General features: G+C 63.7%; 16 protein-coding genes. 14 read left to right on the forward strand and 2 right to left on the reverse strand.

Annotated features, from left to right (window positions below; genetic code table 11):
- Nucleotides 1–111: 111 nt before the first annotated feature.
- Together BT125_RS00665 and BT125_RS00670 are read right to left on the reverse strand one after the other, a co-directional pair.
- Entirely contained in the window at nt 112–2,253 is a 2,142-nt protein-coding gene (locus BT125_RS00665) for a TonB-dependent siderophore receptor (RefSeq protein ID WP_072404386.1), read from the reverse strand.
- 226 nt (nt 2,254–2,479) lie between these two features.
- On the reverse strand, nt 2,480–3,871 hold the full coding sequence (locus BT125_RS00670) for an aminotransferase-like domain-containing protein (RefSeq protein WP_072404389.1): 1,392 nt from the start codon (nt 3,869–3,871) through the stop codon (nt 2,480–2,482).
- 137 nt (nt 3,872–4,008) lie between these two features.
- On the opposite strand from BT125_RS00670, the gene BT125_RS00675 reads away from it, so the two are divergent.
- The 14 genes from BT125_RS00675 (at nt 4,009) to BT125_RS00740 (ending at nt 17,882) form a co-directional block, all read left to right on the forward strand.
- Entirely contained in the window at nt 4,009–5,175 is a 1,167-nt protein-coding gene (locus BT125_RS00675) for an MFS transporter (protein ID WP_072404391.1), read from the forward strand.
- A 119-nt stretch (nt 5,176–5,294) separates the two neighbouring features.
- On the forward strand, nt 5,295–5,966 hold the full coding sequence (locus BT125_RS00680) for a GntR family transcriptional regulator (RefSeq protein WP_060742054.1): 672 nt from the start codon (nt 5,295–5,297) through the stop codon (nt 5,964–5,966).
- A 112-nt stretch (nt 5,967–6,078) separates the two neighbouring features.
- A complete protein-coding gene (locus BT125_RS00685) occupies nt 6,079–7,011 on the forward strand; it encodes a 4-hydroxyproline epimerase (RefSeq protein WP_072404393.1) in 933 nt (310 codons plus the stop codon).
- Nucleotides 7,008–8,123, forward strand: coding sequence for an NAD(P)/FAD-dependent oxidoreductase (locus BT125_RS00690; RefSeq protein ID WP_072404396.1), 1,116 nt, complete (start codon nt 7,008–7,010; stop codon nt 8,121–8,123). Before BT125_RS00685 ends, BT125_RS00690 begins: the two co-directional genes overlap by 4 nt.
- A gap of 191 nt (nt 8,124–8,314) precedes the next feature.
- Entirely contained in the window at nt 8,315–8,551 is a 237-nt protein-coding gene (locus BT125_RS00695; protein WP_072404397.1) for a 2Fe-2S iron-sulfur cluster-binding protein, read from the forward strand.
- Nucleotides 8,548–9,804, forward strand: a complete 1,257-nt coding sequence (locus tag BT125_RS00700; protein WP_072404399.1) for an NAD(P)/FAD-dependent oxidoreductase — start codon at nt 8,548–8,550, stop codon at nt 9,802–9,804. The genes BT125_RS00695 and BT125_RS00700 overlap by 4 nt, the downstream gene beginning before the upstream one ends.
- A gap of 187 nt (nt 9,805–9,991) precedes the next feature.
- Entirely contained in the window at nt 9,992–10,741 is a 750-nt protein-coding gene (locus BT125_RS00705; RefSeq protein WP_072404401.1) for an AraC family transcriptional regulator, read from the forward strand.
- A 233-nt stretch (nt 10,742–10,974) separates the two neighbouring features.
- Nucleotides 10,975–11,793 (forward strand): ABC transporter substrate-binding protein, encoded by an 819-nt coding sequence (locus BT125_RS00710; RefSeq protein WP_072404405.1) that lies wholly within the window; start codon nt 10,975–10,977, stop codon nt 11,791–11,793.
- Between the two features lie 10 nt (nt 11,794–11,803).
- Nucleotides 11,804–13,579, forward strand: a complete 1,776-nt coding sequence (locus tag BT125_RS00715; protein ID WP_072404407.1) for a cis-3-hydroxy-L-proline dehydratase — start codon at nt 11,804–11,806, stop codon at nt 13,577–13,579.
- Nucleotides 13,572–14,237, forward strand: a complete 666-nt coding sequence (locus BT125_RS00720; RefSeq protein ID WP_060742046.1) for an amino acid ABC transporter permease — start codon at nt 13,572–13,574, stop codon at nt 14,235–14,237. The genes BT125_RS00715 and BT125_RS00720 overlap by 8 nt, the downstream gene beginning before the upstream one ends.
- Before the next feature lie 12 nt (nt 14,238–14,249).
- Nucleotides 14,250–14,900 carry an amino acid ABC transporter permease gene (locus tag BT125_RS00725; RefSeq protein WP_072404409.1) on the forward strand — a complete coding sequence of 217 codons (651 nt, stop codon included), beginning with the start codon at nt 14,250–14,252 and terminating at the stop codon, nt 14,898–14,900.
- Nucleotides 14,893–15,615: an amino acid ABC transporter ATP-binding protein gene (locus tag BT125_RS00730; protein WP_072404411.1), complete on the forward strand. Its 723-nt coding sequence runs from the start codon at nt 14,893–14,895 to the stop codon at nt 15,613–15,615. Before BT125_RS00725 ends, BT125_RS00730 begins: the two co-directional genes overlap by 8 nt.
- Before the next feature lie 108 nt (nt 15,616–15,723).
- Nucleotides 15,724–16,752, forward strand: a complete 1,029-nt coding sequence (locus tag BT125_RS00735) for a trans-3-hydroxy-L-proline dehydratase (protein ID WP_072404413.1) — start codon at nt 15,724–15,726, stop codon at nt 16,750–16,752.
- A gap of 212 nt (nt 16,753–16,964) precedes the next feature.
- Nucleotides 16,965–17,882: a dihydrodipicolinate synthase family protein gene (locus BT125_RS00740; RefSeq protein WP_025213515.1), complete on the forward strand. Its 918-nt coding sequence runs from the start codon at nt 16,965–16,967 to the stop codon at nt 17,880–17,882.
- Nucleotides 17,883–18,010: the final 128 nt, after the last annotated feature.

Here is an 18,010-nt window from a genome sequence, read left to right on the forward strand (position 1 = left end):
TGTGGGAGCGAGCTTGCTCGCGATGGGGTCCAGTCAGTCAGCCTCTTATTGACTGGCCCGACGCCATCGCGAGCAAGCTCGCTCCCACCTGGACTGCGACTGCGCGCGACTTCAAAGGGTGTAGGAAATCCCGGCCTGTACCGTCCGCGGTGCACCTGGGTAGGCGTAGACGTTACCGAAAGCGCCTTCTTCGTAGTCGGCGTCAAACAGGTTCTTCAAGTCCAGGTTGAGGCGGATCCGTTCGTTGACCTTGTAGTAGCCGAGCAGGTCCACCACCGTGTAGCTGTCCATGGAGAATGCATTCGCCGCGGTCTGGCCGGCCCGTTCATCCACGTACTTGGCGCCTAGCCCCAGGCCCAGCCCTTTGAGGCCGCCATCCTGGAACTCATAGACGTTCAACAGGCTGAAAGTGTTCTTGGGCACATTGAGCAAGCGGGTGCCGGACGGGATATTGATGTCCTTGGTCACTTCGGCATCCACATAGGCGTAACCACCGATCACGCGCCATTGCGGCGTCAGGTTGCCCGCCACGTTCAGGTCAAAGCCACGGCTGCGCACTTCGCCGGCGGCCACGCTGAAGGTGGAATCCACCGGGTCAGTGGTGAGCACGTTACGTTTTTCGATCTGGTACACCGCCGCATCGACGCTCAACTGACGATCCAGCGCTTCCCACTTGATCCCCATCTCATAGGACTTGCCCTCTTCCGGCTTGAACCCGCCACCTACGCGACTGGCACCGTTGTTGGGCTTGAACGAGCGTGCGGTATTGGCATAGACCGCCACGGTGTCGGTCAGATCGTAGATCACACCCAGGCGCGGGGTGACGGCGCTGTCGGTGACGTCCCAGTTCCGACTACCAGGCGGGTTCTGGGGGACGAAACTCTCATACTGATGCTCGAATCGCTCAAACCTTGCCCCCGCCAGCAACTTCAAACGCTCAGTCAGCGCCACCTGATCCTGGACGAACACGCCAAACGTCTTGAGGTTTTCCTGGTCATCGGTGGGCTTGCGCGTCAATGCCGGGCGTGGCTGGCCATGCACCGGGTCGAAGATATCGATCGGGTAGGCACCGACGGCGCCGGAGGAGCGCTGGATGATGGACTGGTAGTCGTAGTCTTCATACTCGATACCCGTCAACAACGTGTGCTCGAACCCGCCCGTGGAAAAATGCCCGGTGAGGTTGAGTTGGGTGTCCCGGTCGGTCCATTCCAGCTTACGGTAGTTGAAATTACGCCCCAGGGTGCGGCCATCGGCGGCGATGCCGTTGCCTTCGACGGCATTGCCCTGCAAGGTGCCGTCGAGCCACTGGGTACCGCCAGCCAGGGTCCAGTCGTCGTTGAGCATGTGCTCGAAACGCACCTGCAGCATGTTGTTGTCGTTGTGCAGCTTGCCGGCGTCTTTCTCGCCGAAGAATGTATCGCGCGAAGCGGTGCCGCGTTGGCCGGCGTAATGGGTCAGGCCACGGTCCAGCGGCGCATTGTTGCGCATGAAGTCGCCTTCGAAAGTCAGGCGCGTGGTGTCGTTGACCTGCCAAGTCACCACCGGCGCGACGCCATATCGTTCGGTCTCGACGTGGTCGCGGAACGTATCGCCGCCCTCGCCGATCACGTTCAGGCGATAAGCCAGGCGCCCTTCTTCGTCCAATGGGCCGGACGCATCCAGCGTACCGCGACGCATCCCTTGGTCGCTGACCTGGCTGCCCAGGGTCACCGTGCGCTCGGCCAACGGTTGCTTGGACACCACGTTGAACGTGCCACCCGGGTCGCCACGGCCATAGAGCATGGTCGCCGGGCCGCGCAGGACTTCCAGCCGCTCGATGGTGTTGGCGTCGGGCATGTTCGGGTAGCCACGGTTGATCGGAAAACCGTTGCGGTAGAACTCCCCAGTGGTGAAACCGCGGACGGTGAAGGTGGTCAGGCCCTGGCCGCCGAAGTTGTTGGCCCGGCCCACACCGCCGGCGTAATCGAGGGCATCCTGCAAGCGTGTGGCGCTCAGGTCTTCGACCACATCGCGGGACACGACGGAAATGGACTGCGGGGTTTCATGGATCGCCGTGTCGGTACGGGTGGCACTGGCCGAACGGGTGGCGTGATAGCCCTTCACCGGTCCCTGGGCTGATTCATACTCGGCGCTGCCCAGGATATCCGTGGCTTGCAGCTCAAGGGAGGCCGGCTTGGCAGGGATGGGTTCTTCAGCCCAGGTGGGAACGGAATAAGCCTGGAGCACACACAGTGAAACGAGTATCCGACGCATCGATGCACAATCCTAATGGAAAAAAGCCTCCACATCGGGAGGCTGACAGAATGTGTCGCGAAAGATACAGTAACTCATTGCTGTTTGATATCTATTCCCATTAACACTGATATTTTTTGTGACCGCTCAGTCCGTCATCGCGAGCAAGCTCGCTCCCACAAGGGTTACGCGATCAACTGTGGGAGCTAGCTTGCTCGCGATGGCGCCAGAAGCAATCTCCCCCACCTTATTGACCCGCCGCAATCGACTCCTGCTCCACCCGCTGGAAAAACGTCTGCGCACGATGGTCCTGGGCGTAAGCCACGTTCAACCGCAACCAATCGCACGCCTCCCCCTGGGGCAGGAACGTCGAACCCTGGGACAGTTGGATCTGCAACTGCCGGGCGATCTGCTGCACCCGTTGCGCCGCCAGGCACCGAGGCCTGGCCCAGACGAACATCCCCCCCATTGGTTCGGCAAACACTTCCCAATGGGCCGGGTCCAGTAGGCGCAGCGTACTTGCCATCTGCTTGTTCAGGCGCTGGCGCAAGCGCTGGATCAGCTTGCGATAAGCACCGTTGGCCAGCAACGTCGCTACCACGTTCTCCGCCAGCAGCGAACAACCGATGCCGGTAATCATCTTGACTTCGGCCAGGCGCCTGATGATGTCGGGCTGGGCGACCACATAACCGATGCGCAGGGAACTGGACAAGGTCTTGGAAAAACTCGCCAGGTAGATCACCCGGTTCAGGGCATCCAGGGAGGCCAGGCGGGAGGTCGGGCCATTCTGGAAATCGGCGTAGATGTCGTCCTCGATGAGGCGAAAGTCATGGGCCGTCGCCAGTTGCAGCAGACGATAGGCCACGCTCGGCGCCAGGCTGGTGCCGGTGGGGTTCTGGTACATGCTGTTGATGAAGAAATACGAGGGTTTGTGCTCGCCGAGAAGCTGTTCCAGGCAGGCGATGTCCGGGCCTTGGGCGGTTCTTGGCACCGCCACGGTCTTGACCCCCTGCAGCTTCAGCAGATTGAACAGGTTGTAGTAGCCGGGGCTTTCCACCAGCACCAGGTCGCCGGGCTTGAGCAGGGTTCGCACCAGCAGGTCGAGGCCCTGGCTGGCGCCTTGGGTGGTGATGATCTGTGCCGAGTCGACGTGAATGTCGATCAGGCCCAGGCGTTTTTGAAGGTGCAGGCGCAGATGAGGCGAGCCCAACGGGGTGCTGTAGTTGAACAACGCGTGGTTGTCGCTGCGCACCACCTGGCGGATCGCCTGGCCCAGGTCGGCGTCGTCGCGCCAGGCGTCGGGCAGCCAGCCGCAACCGAGCTTGAGCTGCGTCGATTCATTGTCGAACAACCGCCACGACGGGTTATCCGTTTCAGGTATCGGCTCCACCGGCCGAGCCACCTGTTGCGCGACAAAAAAGCCCGCGCCATGCCGAGACTCCAGCACCCCGCTGGCAACCAGTTGGTCATAGGCCTTGATCACGCTCGACAGGCTCAGGCCATTTTCCCGGGCCAGTTGGCGAATGGACGGCATTCGCGCGCCGGGCCGAATGCCATGGGCGCTGATCCAGCCCGTGAGGTGCGTCACGAGCTGGCGGATCATGGGCTCGGTAGTGTTGCGATCAATCTTCAGGTCCACGGCGGGCACTCTTGGCTAAGTGTTCTCGATTTTCTGGAAAACAGTTAAACACAAATGACCGGCGGCTGTTCCTTGTTTGCGTTGTGCCCGGCGGTGATAGTCCCCGGGACTTCATGCACACCCGTTAAGGAACACTCTTGAACCCACAGCATCGACATTCCTGGGGGCTGGCTTTCGGCCTCTGCCTGATCACCCTCGCGGTCAACCTGCAGGCGCCGCTGTACACCACCTACGCGCAGTTGTCCGGCTCCGGGGCTGGGGCCACGGCGGTGGCGTTTTCCGGTTATGTGCTAGGGGTTTTGCCGGTTCTGCTGGCGTTCGGTGGGTTGGCCGACCGGGTGGGCCGCAAGCCGTTGATCCTGGTCGCACTCGGGCTGTCGATGTTGGCGACGCTGGTGACGTTGCTCTGGCCGAGCCTGGTGGCGCTGGGCGTGGCGCGCTTGATGATGGGGGTCGGCACGGGACTGGCCTCGGCCACGTCGACTGCCTATATGACAGAGCTCATGGCAACCCACGATACCCGCTCGCCGGCCAACCGGGTCACCGCCAGCACCTCACTGGGTTTTGGCCTGGGCGCGGCGTTGACCAGTCTGTTCCTGTTCGTCCATCCCAGCGCCACGCCCGGCAGCTTCTGGTTGCAGCTGCTGTTGGCCGCCCTGGCGATTGTCGTGGTCTGGCGGCTACCGGACCCGGCGCTGAAAATCAAAGACGCGCCGCTGCTGCGCCTGCCTTTGTTTCCCGCCGGTAGCCTGCCCTACAGCTTTTCCATGCTGTTGGCCTGGGCGACTTCGGGCCTGGTCATCGCCATATTGCCGTCGGTGCTGGCAACCCACGATTTGCAGCGGTGGTCGGGCCTGTCGACCTTCACGGTCATCAGTTGCGGCTTGCTCTTCCAGCCTTGGGTGCGGCGCATGTCGCCGGCCAGGGCCACGGGTCTGGGGCTGTTGATCCTGCCGGTGAGCTATGCCTTGCTGGCCTGGGGCGCGAGCGCCGGCTCCCTGCTCGCCGTGTTGCTGGGAGCGCTGGGCGCCAGCAGCGCTTGCTACGGTTTCCTGTACCTGGGTGGGTTGTCGGCCGTCACGGCCATGGCTGGCGCGGAAAAGGCCCGGGTCAGTGCCGGTTTTTTCCTGTTCGCCTATGTCGGGTTCAGCATCCCGGTGGTGGTGACCGGGTTGCTGGCCGATCATTTCGGCGCTGACGTGGCGTTGATCGTGTTCGGCCTGGCGTTGTTGGCTGGGGTGTCTGTTACAGGATGGCGCATCGTCCGGACCGAGGCTTATGTGAGCCACCTGTCCCACGGCTGAACACACCAACCTGTGGCGAGGGAGCTTGCTAAAGGATTGGGGGAAGCCTTGGACAGCTCGACACTGCGCTCGGCAAAGTCGTATACCATATCCCCACCTAAGCCGAACGACCCGCCGCCGTGACTTTATCCAAGTTCAACCTGCCTGACCTGGGCAACACCCCTTCCACCTCGGAAATCATCACCCGCCATCTGCGCGATGCCATCGTGGCTGGTCATTTTGCCGAGGACGAGCCGATTCGCCAGGATGACATCGCCCGTCAGTTCAATGTCAGCAAGATTCCCGTGCGCGAGGCCCTCAAGCGTCTGGAGGCCGAGGGCCTGGTGATGTTCCAGCGCAATCGCGGAGCGATGGTGACGCGCATTTCCGAGGCGGAGCTGGCGCAGATGTTCGAAGTGCGCATGTTGCTGGAAGATAAAGTGCTGCGCCTGGCGATTCCCAACATGACCGAAGACACCTTCGCCCGCGCCGAAAGCATCTGCCGGGAATTCGTCGGTGAAGACGACGTCGGGCGTTGGGCCGAACTGAACTGGCAACTGCACGCCTGTCTCTACGAACCGGCGCAACGGCCGTTCATGGTGAGTCTGATTCGCTCGGTCCACGACAAGCTGGAGCGTTACTTGCGTATGCAGATGAGTCTTTCGGCCGGTAAGGACCGTGCCGATCACGAGCACCGGGAAATCATCAAGGCCTGCCGCGCCGGTGATGTCGAGCGGGCCGTGGCGCTGCTGGACGAGCACATTGCCGGGGTCTGCGAGACCCTGTTCAAGTTCCTGCCTTCCAGCCATTGATAGGCCAACGCTGTGCCGATTTCGTCATCCACAACAGATAAAACCATCAAGCCGTCCGCCCTGGGCGCGGGCCACGCTTGCCGTCACTCATCTGAACGGACGTGGCCCTCCCATGAAACGCATCACCGTGATCGATTCCCATACCGGCGGCGAACCGACCCGACTGGTCACCGACGGTTTTCCTGACCTGGGCCAGGGCACCATGGCCGAGCGCAAGCAACGCCTGGCCACTGAGCATGACGCGTGGCGCACCGCCTGCGTGCTGGAGCCACGGGGCAGCGATGTGCTGGTGGGGGCGCTGCTCTGCGAGCCGGTGGACCCGAGCGCCTGTGCCGGCGTGATCTTTTTCAACAACAGCGGCTACTTGGGCATGTGCGGCCACGGCACCATCGGCCTGGTGGCGTCACTGGCCCACCTGGGCAGGATCGGCCCCGGCGTGCACAGCATCGAAACCCCGGTGGGCACGGTACAGGCAACCTTGCACGAAGACCGCTCGGTCAGCGTGCGCAACGTGCCGGCCTACCGTTACCGCAAGGCACTGGCCCTGGAAGTGCCCGGCATCGGCCAAGTGGTCGGCGACGTGGCCTGGGGCGGCAACTGGTTTTTCCTGATCGCCGAACATGGCCAGCGTGTGGCCGGCGATAACCTCGACGCATTGACCGCCTACACTTACGCCGTACAGCAAGCCTTGGAGCAGCAGGGTTTTCGCGGCGAGGACGGCGGCCTGATCGACCATATCGAACTGTTTGCCGATGACCCGCAAGCCGACAGCCGCAACTTCGTACTTTGCCCGGGCAAGGCTTATGACCGCTCCCCTTGCGGCACCGGTACCAGCGCCAAACTGGCGTGCCTGGCGGCCGATGGAAAACTGCAACCTGGGCAGATCTGGCGCCAGGCCAGTGTCATCGGCAGCGAGTTCGAAGGCTCCTACGAACACTCGGGCGAGCACATCGTGCCAATCATTCGCGGTCGCGCCTACATCAGTGCCGAAACCAGCCTGATCATCGAAGGGGACGACCCGTTCGCCTGGGGCATTCGTCCGTGAGCAAGGGCCATGTCGCCGATGTGATCGTCATCGGCGCGGGCATTATTGGCGCGGCCTGTGCACAGGCATTGGCCCGGCGCAACGTCAACGTGTTGGTGCTGGATGCCGGTTGGCACGGCGCCACGGCGGCCGGTATGGGGCATCTGCTGGTGCTGGATGACAACCCGGCGGAACTGGCCCTCAGTCAATATTCCCTGCAACGCTGGCGCGAACTGGCCCCGGCCATGCCCGAGGGTTGCGCCTGGCGCAACAATGGCACCTTGTGGCTGGCGGCCAATGCCGAAGAAATGGCGGTGGCCCACACCAAATACCTGAACCTGCTGGCCCATGGCGAAGCCTGTGAATTGATCGGCCAAGCCGCTCTGCATCAACGTGAGCCCGAGCTACGCCCAGGGCTGGAAGGCGGGCTGCTGATCAAGGGCGACGGCATCCTCTACGCTCCGGCAGCCGCCCGCTGGATGCTGGACGCGCCCAACATTCGCCAGCAGCGAGCCCAGGTCAGCGATGTCGACGGTCACCGCGTGCGCCTCGGCGACGGTCGTTGGCTGAGCGCCGACGCGGTGGTCCTCGCCAATGGCATCCAGGCCACCGAGTTACGCCCGGAACTGCCGATCGAGCCGAAGAAGGGCCACCTGTTGATCACCGACCGCTACCCCGCCACCGTCACTCACACCCTGGTGGAACTGGGCTACGTCACCAGCGCCCATAACGCCAGCGGGCCGTCGGTGGCCTGCAATATCCAACCACGTCCGACCGGACAATTGTTCATCGGCGCCTCACGGCAATTCGGCACTGTCGATCCGCAGGTGGAAGGCTGGATGCTGGCGAAAATGCTCAAGCGCGCCGTCGAATACATGCCTGGGTTGGCGCATCTTAACGGCATCAGGGCTTGGACCGGTTTCCGCGCGGCGAGCCCCGACGGCTTGCCGCTGGTGGGTCAACATCCACAGTGCAAGGGACTGTGGCTGGCGGTCGGTCACGAAGGCCTGGGCGTCACCACGGCGCCCGCGACGGCCGACCTGCTGGTGGCGCAGTTGTTCGACGAAACCTCGCCACTGCCCGCGCAGCCTTACCTGCCGCAGCGTTTCCTTGGAGAGCCGGCCCATGCCTGAAGCCCGACACAAGTCCTCGTGGCGAGGGAGCTTGCTCCCGCTGGACTGCGCAGCAGTCCCCTGGATTGGCCTGACACACCGAGTTGTCAGATCGTTGTCGGGGCCGCTGCGCGCCCCAGCGGGAGCAAGCTCCCTCGCCACGGGATGGGCGTTTGACGCTGATGTCCATTTACCCCTGGGGGATTGTTCCTATGCCTGATCTATTCCTCGACGGCCGCCCGCTCTCGGTTGCCAACGGCACCAGCGTCGCGGCGGCCTTGGCCTTGGGCGCGGACGGTTGCAGCCGCACGTCCGCCAGCGGCCAGCGTCGCGCCCCTTTGTGCGGCATGGGCATCTGCCAGGAGTGCCGGGTGTTGATCGATGGCCGTCGCCGCCTGGCCTGCCAGACCTTGTGCCTCGATGGCATGCATGTGCAGACCCGACCATGAACGAAACCACCGACTTGCTGATCATCGGCGCCGGCCCCGCAGGCATGGCCGCTGCCCTCGCCGCGGCAAGCAGCGGTGCACGCATCGTGCTGCTGGATGACAACCCGATGCCCGGCGGGCAGATCTGGCGCGACGGCCCCCAGGCCAACCTGCCCAGCGCCGCCCGACGCCTGCGCGATCAACTGCACACCTGCGCCAACGTACGCTGCCATGCCGGTACTCGCGTGATCGCCTGCGCGGCGGATAAAACCTTGCTGGTGGAAGACGCCGAGCGTGGCTGGCAGATCAGCTACGAGCGCTTGATCCTCTGCACGGGTGCCCGTGAGCTGCTGCTGCCGTTTCCCGGTTGGACACTGCCTGGCGTGACTGGTGCCGGCGGGGTGCAGGCCTTGATCAAGGGCGGCTTGCCGGTGCGCGGCGAACGGCTGGTGATCGCCGGTAGCGGCCCCTTGCTGCTGGCCAGCGCCGCCACGGCAAAACATCAGGGCGCACAGGTGGTACGCATCGCCGAGCAGGCCCGTCGCGGCGCCGTCGCCGGTTTCGCCGCGCAATTGCCCCGCTGGCCGGGAAAGTTTTTCCAATCGTTCAGTCTGCTCGACCGGCACTACCGCACCGACACCCATGTGTTGGAGGCGCTCGGCCGGGACCGGCTGGAGGGCGTGCGCCTGCAACAGCAAGGCAAGACGATTGAACTGGCCTGCGATCGGCTCGCCTGCGGTTTCGGGCTCATTCCCAATACCCAGTTGGGCCTGGCCCTGGGCTGCGCGGTCGAAGAACAGGCGCTGGCAGTGGACGCCTGGCAAGCGACCTCTCGCCGCGAACATTACGCCGCCGGTGAGTGCACCGGTTTCGGCGGCAGCGAACTGGCGCTGGTGGAAGGCGCCATCGCCGGCCATGCCGCCGTCGGCAACAGCGGCGCCGCCCAACAGCTGTGGCCGCGTCGCGCACGTTGGCAGGGGTTCGCCCGGGCCCTGAACACGGCCTTCGCCCTCGATCCACGACTCAAGACCCTGGCCACGGCGGATACCCTGGTCTGCCGCTGCGAGGACGTGCCGTATGGGGAACTGGCCGGCCATGACAACTGGCGTGAAGCGAAACTGGCCAGCCGCTGCGGCATGGGCGCATGCCAGGGCCGAGTGTGCGGCGCCGCTCTGGAACACCTGTTCGGCTGGCCTGCGCCCCTGCCGCGCCCGCCCTTCAGCCCGGCACGGATCGAGACCTTGTTGAACCTGGCAGAAACCCCACCCACCTGAGCCGGACTGAGATTCTATTGTGGGAGCGGGCTTGCTCGCGAAAGCGGTGGCTCAGCTTGCAACGATTTTGAATGTGCCAACGCCTTCGCGAGCAAGCCCGCTCCCACAGTAGACCGAGTCGGTTTCAGACCTTCCTGCCTCAATGGCTTTGGCTCTATGATCTCTGCGTCCTCTCAGAATCCAGACCATGTACCCTTCGCTCACCTCCCTAGCCCCTTGCGACCTCGACACCCTGTTGCGCAGCCTGCAACCCATCGCCCCGCTGCTGGACACCCTCGCGGACGTGGTGTTTTTCATCAAGGACCCGCAGGCCCGCTACGCCTTCGTCAACCAGACCCTGGCCCGGCGCTGCGGTTTCAAACACCGCGGCGACCTGCTCGGCCTCACCGCCGACCAGGTGTTCCCCGAACGCTTCGGCCCGCTGTACACCGAACAGGATCGCCGAGTGCTGGCCAGCGGGCGGGAGTTGGCCGACCAGCTCGAACTGCATTTGTATTACGGCAACCAGCCCGTATGGTGCCTGACCCACAAGCTCGCCCTGCACGATCCGGATGGCCGGATCGTCGGCCTGGCCGGCATTTCCCGCGACCTGCAACTGCCGCAATCGAGCCATCCGGCGTTTCATAAACTGGCGGCGGTGGACGCCCATATCAAACAGCACTTCGCCCGCCCCATCAGCCTTGCCGAGCTGACCGCCATCGCCGAATTGTCGGTGGCGCAACTGGAACGCCACTGCAAGCGCATCTTCCAACTCACACCGCGGCAGATGATTCACAAGGCCAGGCTGGAGGAAGCCTCGCGGTTGTTGCTCGACCAGGACCTGCCGATCACCGAGATCGCCCTGCGCTGCGGTTACACGGATCACAGCGCCTTCAGTCGTCAGTTCCGCGCCCTGACCAGCCTGTCGCCCAGCCAATATCGCGAGAATCAGCGCTAATCCTTGTTCCCCGATGGGGCGTCGGATCCGGTGGTTGCTCCCATCTGTAACACCACCGACCAACGTAGCACCTTGCCTTTATGTGCCATCACCCGCCGGAAAGCCTCTAGGTCAGCCCTCCAACACAATTACTGCGATTCAACCAGAAACAGGCATGCCGATTGCTTATCTAATATCGTATACGAAATCCTCAATACGATATTTCACCGCATTTATTCGACAGCGAGGCATTTATGAAAAACCCTGCATTGGCCGTAGCCCTCAGCGTTGTCCTTACCCCGCTTTTCATCGCCCCGGCCCACGCCGATAAACTCGACGACATCATCGGTTCCGGCAAACTGCGCTGCGCCGTGACCCTGGACTTCCCGCCCATGGGCTTTCGCGACGAAAGCAACAAACCGGCGGGATTCGACGTGGACTATTGCCAAGACTTGGCGAAGGTCCTCGGCGTAGACGCCGAAGTGGTGGAAACGCCGTTCTCCGACCGAATCCCCGCGCTGCTGTCCGGCCGAGCCGACGTCATCGTCGCTTCCACTTCGGACACCTTGGAGCGAGCCAAGACCGTCGGCCTGACCGTGCCCTATTTCGCCTTCCAGATGGTGGTGCTGACCCGCGACAACACCGGCATCAACAGCTACGCCGACCTCAAGGGCAAGGCCTTGGGCAACACCAGTAGCACCTACGAAGCCATCGCCCTGGAGAAGGACCAGAAGAGCTGGGGCAGCGGCAGCTTCCGCGCCTACCAGTCGCAGAACGACACCCTGCTGGCCGTCGCCCAGGGGCACATCGATGCCACCGTAGTGACCAACACCGTGGCCGCCGCGACTATCAAGTCGGGCAAGTACAAGGGCCTGAAGATCGCCGGTGACGCGCCCTACGTCATCGACTACGTGTCCCTTGGCGCCAAGCGCAGCGAGTATGGCCTGCTCAACTACCTCAACCTGTTCGTCAACCAGCAGGTGCGCACGGGCCGCTACAAGGAGCTGTTCGTCAAATGGGTCGGCACCGACATCCCGCCGGCCAACCTGACCGTTCCCCAGGTTTACTACTGAGGATCGGCGCATGCCAAGCACGCCTGTCCGTGTGAAAGGCCGCAGCCTGGTGGAGGGTGCCGCCCAGGGCGCCCTGCTGTTCGCCGAGGTGGGGCTGAGTTTCTGGGGTGGAGTCGATCCAGCCAGTGGCGAGGTCATCGACCGGCACCACCCCTTGAGTGGTCAGCGCCTGGCCGGGCGCGTCTTGGCGATTCCCAGCGGACGTGGTTCCTGCACCGGCAGCAGCGTCTTGATGGAACTGATCAGCAACGGCCACGCCCCTGCGGCCCTGGTGCTGGCCGAAGCCGATGAAATCCTGACCTTGGGCGTGCTGGTAGCGCAGGTGATTTTCCAGCGTTCGCTGCCGGTGTTGTGCGTGGGACACGAGGCCTTCAATGGGCTGCGCGGCCAGGGGTTTGTCCGTCTGGAAGGCGATGTCCTGACATTGTCTGGCCGGCCCCTCGACGACGGCTGGCAAGGTTCGTACACGGCGTCGCAGCCGCCCACGTTCTCAACCCTGGAGCTGACCGAACAAGACCGGGCATTGCTCGACGGCAGCCATGGCAAGGCCGCCCAAGTGGCGATGCATATCGTGCTGCGCATGGCCGAGATCCAGGGCGCTACGCAATTGCTGGACGTGACCCAGGCCCACATCGACGGCTGTATCTACACAGGTCCAGCCAGCCTGCGCTTTGCTGAACAACTGGTGCAGTGGGGCGCGAAAGTCCGTGTACCCACCACCCTCAATTCCATCTCCGTGGATCAGCGTCGCTGGCGCGAACTGGGCGTCGATCCTGCCCTGGGCGAGCTGGCCAGTGCCCTGGGCGATGCCTACATGGCGATGGGCGCCCAGCTGAGTTTCACCTGCGCCCCCTATCTGCTGGACACCGCGCCAAAGGCTGGCGAGCAAATCGTCTGGGCCGAATCCAACGCGGTGGTCTATGCCAACAGCGTGTTGGGCGCGCGCACGCAAAAGTACCCGGACTTCCTCGACATCTGCATCGCCCTGTGCGGCCGGGCGCCGTTGACCGGCTGCCATCTCGACGATCCGCGCAAGGCCCGGCTGATCGTCGACGTGCCGGCGCTGGGCAAGGTCGACGACAGTTTCTATCCGCTGCTGGGCTACCACATTGGTGGTCTGGCCGGCCGGCGTATTCCGCTGATACGGGGCCTGGAGCACGCCGCACCGAGCCTGGACGACCTCAAGGCCTTCGGCGCCGCGTTTGCCACCACCAGCGCCGCGCCGCTGTTCCACATCGCCGGGGTGACACCGGAAGCCCTCGACCCGGCCGATGTCCTGGAGCGCGACGTCGCGTTGCCACAGGAACGCGTCGATGCTGCGGGCCTGCTTGCCAGTTGGCGCGAACTCAACAGCGCCCGAGATAACTGGGTGGACGTGGTGTCCCTGGGCAATCCGCATTTTTCCCTCAGCGAATTCGCCGCCCTCGCGACCTTGTGCGCGGGTCGGGTCAAGCATCCCTACGTGGTGCTGGCAATCACCTGCGGCCGGGCGGTGCTGGAGCAGGCCCGCAAAGCCGGGTATCTGACGGCCATCGAGGCCTTCGGCGCGGTGCTGGTGACCGACACCTGTTGGTGCATGTTGGGTGAGCCGGTGATTCCGCCCCACGCCACCACGCTGATGACCAACTCCGGTAAGTACGCCCACTACGCACCCGGCCTGGTCGGTCGTGGCGTGCACTTTGCCGCCCTTGCCGATTGCGTCGAGGCCGCGTGCACCGCCGCGACTCGCGGCCAGCCGCCGACGTGGCTGCAACCCACCCGCACCGGGAGCCAGCCCCATGTTTGACTACAGCTTCCAATGGCGCCCGGCCTTGCGCGCCCTGCCCGACATGCTCGCCGGGGCCTGGGTGACTTTCGAGACCGCCGCGCTGTCGATGATTTTCGGCGTGCTGATCGCCCTGGTGCTGACGGTGATGCGCCAGGCCCCGAATCGCTTGCTGCGAGGCGTGGGCAATGGCTGGGTATCCATCGCCCGCAACACGCCCTCGCTATTCCAGATCTACATCCTCTACTTCGGTCTCGGCTCCCTCGGGCTGCACGTCAGTTCCTGGCTGGCGTTGCTGGCCGGGATCACCTTCAACAACGCCGGCTACCTGGCGGAAAACTTTCGCGGCGGCCTCAAGGCCGTGCCCGGTACGCAAATGCGCGCCGCCCGTTCGTTGGGGATGAGTGCCTTCCAGGCCTACCGGATGATCATCGTCCCGCAACTGTTGCGCATCGTCTTCTACCCGTTGACCAACCAGATGGTCTGGGCGGTGCTGATGACGTCCCTGGGGGTGGTGGTCGGCCTGAACAACGACCTCACCGGTGTCACCCAGGAATACAACGTCAAGACCTTCCGCACCTTCGAATACTTCGCCCTCGCGGCGGTGCTGTATTACCTGATCGCCAAGCTGATCGTCGGGTTGGCCCGGCTGTTGTCCTGGCGGCTGTTTCGTTACTGAGGAGGGTGAGTCATGTTTTCTACAAGCCTCAGCGTTAACGACCTGCTGTATTTGCTTGAGGGAGCCTGGGTCACGCTGCAACTGACCGCGTGGTCGATCCTGCTGGGCACCTTCGCCGGGTTGCTGTTCGGCCTGTTGCGGGCGCTGCTGCCGCGGGCCAGCCTGCCGTTGGCCTGGCTGCTGGACGTGTTTCGCAGTGTGCCGCTGCTGATCCAGTTCGTGCTATTCAACTCCCTCAAGAGCATCGCCGGCCTGAACCTCAGCGCCTTTGCCGTCGGCTGCATCGTGCTCGGGGTCTACGCCGCGGCGTACTTCACCGAGATCGTCCGCGGTGGCGTGCTGGCGGTGCCGTTGAGCACCCGCCGGGCCAGCCGGTCGCTAGGCCTGAGCTATGTGCAGGACCTGCGTTTCATCGTCCTGCCGATTGCCACGCGGGTGGCCTTTCCCGGCTGGCTGAACCTGGTGCTGGGCGTCATGAAAGACACCGCATTGGTGATGTGGATCGGCATCGTCGAATTGCTGCGGGCGTCGCAAACCATCGTCACGCGCATTCAGGAACCCCTGCTGGTGCTGTGCATCGCGGGCCTCATTTACTACGTCATGAGCCTGGTGGTCGCCCGCCTCGGCGCACGCCTGGAAAGAAGGTGGCAGGAAAATGATTGAGATCGAAAACGTACACAAATCCTTCGGCGACCTGGAGGTGGTCAAGGGTGTGAGCCTGACGGTGGACAAGGGCGAAGTGGTGTCGATCATCGGCGGTTCCGGCTCTGGCAAGTCGACCCTGCTGATGTGCATCAACGGCCTGGAACCGATCCAGAAAGGCAGCATCCGCGTGGACGGCGTCGAGGTTCACGACCGGGCTACTGACCTCAATCGCTTGCGGCAGAAGATCGGCATCGTCTTCCAGCAATGGAACGCCTTCCCTCACCTGACCGTGCTGGAGAACGTGATGCTGGCGCCGCGCAAGGTGCTGGGCAAGAGTCGGCAGGACGCCGAGGCGCTGGCGGTGAAGCAGCTTGAACATGTGGGCCTGGGGGACAAGCTCAAGGCCTTCCCCGGCAAGCTTTCCGGCGGCCAGCAGCAACGCATGGCGATCGCCCGGGCCCTGGCGATGTCGCCGGACTACATGCTCTTCGACGAAGCCACCTCGGCCCTGGACCCGCAACTGGTGGGCGAAGTGCTGGACACCATGCGCATGCTCGCCGAAGACGGCATGACCATGGTGCTGGTGACCCACGAGATCCGCTTCGCCCGGGACGTGTCCGACCGCGTGGCGTTCTTTTGCAACGGTCGGGTCCACGAAATCGGCCCGCCGGACCAAGTGATCGGCAACCCGGTGCAGCCGGAGACGGCGGCGTTTCTCAAGTCGGTGAAATAGCGGATGGCCCTATCGCGAGCAATCTCGCTCCCACAGGGGAACGCATTTCAATGTGGGAGCGAGCTTGCTCGCGACGAGGCCCGACCAGACAACCCAAGGATTTGATCCATGCGCTCATCAAAAATCATCCATGTAGTCAGTTGTCACGCCGAGGGCGAAGTCGGCGATGTGATCGTCGGCGGTGTCGCGCCCCCCCCCGGTGCCACGGTGTGGGAGCAGTCACGCTGGATCGCCCAGGACCAGACCCTGCGCAACTTCGTCCTCAACGAGCCCCGTGGCGGTGTGTTCCGCCACGTCAACCTGCTGGTGCCGGCCAAGGACCCACGGGCGCAGATGGCCTGGATCATCATGGAACCGGCCGATACCCCGCCGATGTCCGGCTCCAACTCGCTGTGCGTCGCCACCGTGTTGCTGGACAGCGGCCTCCTGCCGATGACCGAGCCCCAGACCCGCCTGGTGCTGGAAGCGCCCGGCGGCCTGATCGAAGCGGTGGCCGACTGCCGCGACGGCAAGGTGCAACGGGTCGAGATCAAGAACGTGCCCTCCTTCGCCGACCGCCTCGATGCCTGGATCGAAGTCGAAGGCCTGGGCTCCCTGCAGGTGGACACCGCTTATGGCGGCGACAGCTTTGTCATCGTCGACGCCCAACGCCTGGGCTTTGCCATTCGCCCCGATGAAGCCGCCGAGCTGGTGGCCGTGGGCTTGAAGATCACCCGCGCCGCCAACGAACAACTGGGCTTCGTGCACCCGTTGAATCCTGATTGGTCGCACATCTCGTTCTGCCAGATCGCCGCGCCCATCGTCCAGGAGAACGGCATCGCCACCGGCGCCAACGCCGTGGTGATCCAGCCCGGCAAGATCGACCGCTCCCCCACCGGCACCGGCTGCTCGGCACGCATGGCGGTGCTGCACGCCAAGGGTTTGATGCAGGTGGGCGAGCGGTTTATCGGCCGCTCGATCATCGGCTCCGAATTCCACTGCCGCATCGACTCACTGACCGATGTGGCCGGACGCCCGGCGATTTACCCATGCATCGCCGGGCGGGCGTGGATCACCGGGACCCATCAGCTGTTGCTCGACCCGGCCGATCCGTGGCCGCAGGGCTATCGGCTTTCCGACACTTGGCCTGGCGCATGAATTTTGAATTTTGCACATCCCCTGTGGCGAGGGAGCTTGCTCCCGCTGGGTCGCGAAGCGACCCTCTGGATTTGCCTGACACCCCGAGTTGCCAGGTCGTTATTGGGGCCGCTTCGCAGCCCAGCGGGAGCAAGCTCCCTCGCCACAAAAGCTCTGTATTCGACTCAACTTTACTTACGTATACGAAATACCATTAACCACCGGAGACAACCATGAGCAAACGCATCAACTGGAGCGGCGTGTTCCCTGCCGTCACCACGCAATTCAACGATGACTTTTCCATCAACCTGGAAAAAACCCACCAAGTGATTTCCAACGTCATTCGCGACGGCGTTTCCGGCCTGGTGGTCTGTGGCTCGGTGGGGGAAAACACGTCCCTGAGCGCCGAGGAAAAAATCGCCGTGACCGAAGTCGCGGTGGACGCCTCCCGTGGCCGCGTGCCAGTGATTTGTGGCGTGGCCGAGTTCACCAGCGTGCAGGCCGCCAAGGTCGCCAACGCGGTGCGCAAAGTGGGTGTCGACGGGGTGATGCTGATGCCGGCGCTGGTCTATGGCTCCAAGCCCTTCGAGACCGCCGAGCACTTCCGCTACGTGGCCCGTCACGCCGATGTGCCGCTGATGGTCTATAACAACCCGCCGATCTACAAGAATGACGTAACGCCGGATATCCTGATTTCCCTGGCCGATTGCGACAACGTGGTGTGTTTCAAAGATTCCTCCGGCGACACCCGGCGCTTCATCGATGTGCGCAATGAAGTCGGCGATCGCTTTGTGCTGTTCGCAGGCCTCGATGACGTGGTGCTGGAAAGCCTTGCCGTGGGCGCCGAGGGCTGGGTCTCGGGCATGTCCAACGTGTTCCCGAAGGAAGGCGAGACCATTTTTCGCCTGGCCCGCGCCGGACGGTTCGCCGAAGCGATGCCAATCTACGAATGGTTGATGCCGATCCTGCACCTGGACGCCCGCGCCGATCTGGTGCAATGCATCAAGCTCTGCGAAGCCATCGCCGGCCGCGGCAGCGCCCTCACCCGCCCACCGCGCCTAGCCTTGCCAGAGGAAGACCGAGTGTATGTGGAGCAGATCATGGCCAAGGCCATGGCCAATCGGCCGGCGTTGCCGGATGTGGGGCTTTAAGACCTCCCCCAAGAAAGTAAGGAGGCCTGTGTGGGAGCGAGCTTGCTCGCGAAAGCGGTCTGTCTGGTAGGACTATGCTGTATGTGCCGCCGTCTTCGCGAGCAAGCCCGCTCCCACAGGATTTGTGG

The organism is Pseudomonas sp. NFACC04-2 (assembly GCF_900119265.1).
GTDB lineage: Bacteria > Pseudomonadota > Gammaproteobacteria > Pseudomonadales > Pseudomonadaceae > Aquipseudomonas > Aquipseudomonas fluorescens_AA.

Bases quoted from the DNA above. Each gene is read 5' to 3' on its own strand.
- BT125_RS00685 (WP_072404393.1), top strand. From the start codon at position 6,079: ATGAAACGCATCACCGTGATCGATTCCCATACCGGCGGCGAACCGACC.
- BT125_RS00665 (WP_072404386.1), bottom strand. From the start codon at position 2,253: ATGCGTCGGATACTCGTTTCACTGTGTGTGCTCCAGGCTTATTCCGTT.
- BT125_RS00740 (WP_025213515.1), top strand. From the start codon at position 16,965: ATGAGCAAACGCATCAACTGGAGCGGCGTGTTCCCTGCCGTCACCACG.
- BT125_RS00700 (WP_072404399.1), top strand. From the start codon at position 8,548: ATGAACGAAACCACCGACTTGCTGATCATCGGCGCCGGCCCCGCAGGC.
- BT125_RS00710 (WP_072404405.1), top strand. From the start codon at position 10,975: ATGAAAAACCCTGCATTGGCCGTAGCCCTCAGCGTTGTCCTTACCCCG.
- BT125_RS00705 (WP_072404401.1), top strand. From the start codon at position 9,992: ATGTACCCTTCGCTCACCTCCCTAGCCCCTTGCGACCTCGACACCCTG.
- BT125_RS00725 (WP_072404409.1), top strand. From the start codon at position 14,250: ATGTTTTCTACAAGCCTCAGCGTTAACGACCTGCTGTATTTGCTTGAG.
- BT125_RS00730 (WP_072404411.1), top strand. From the start codon at position 14,893: ATGATTGAGATCGAAAACGTACACAAATCCTTCGGCGACCTGGAGGTG.
- BT125_RS00735 (WP_072404413.1), top strand. From the start codon at position 15,724: ATGCGCTCATCAAAAATCATCCATGTAGTCAGTTGTCACGCCGAGGGC.
- BT125_RS00715 (WP_072404407.1), top strand. From the start codon at position 11,804: ATGCCAAGCACGCCTGTCCGTGTGAAAGGCCGCAGCCTGGTGGAGGGT.
- BT125_RS00720 (WP_060742046.1), top strand. From the start codon at position 13,572: ATGTTTGACTACAGCTTCCAATGGCGCCCGGCCTTGCGCGCCCTGCCC.
- BT125_RS00695 (WP_072404397.1), top strand. From the start codon at position 8,315: ATGCCTGATCTATTCCTCGACGGCCGCCCGCTCTCGGTTGCCAACGGC.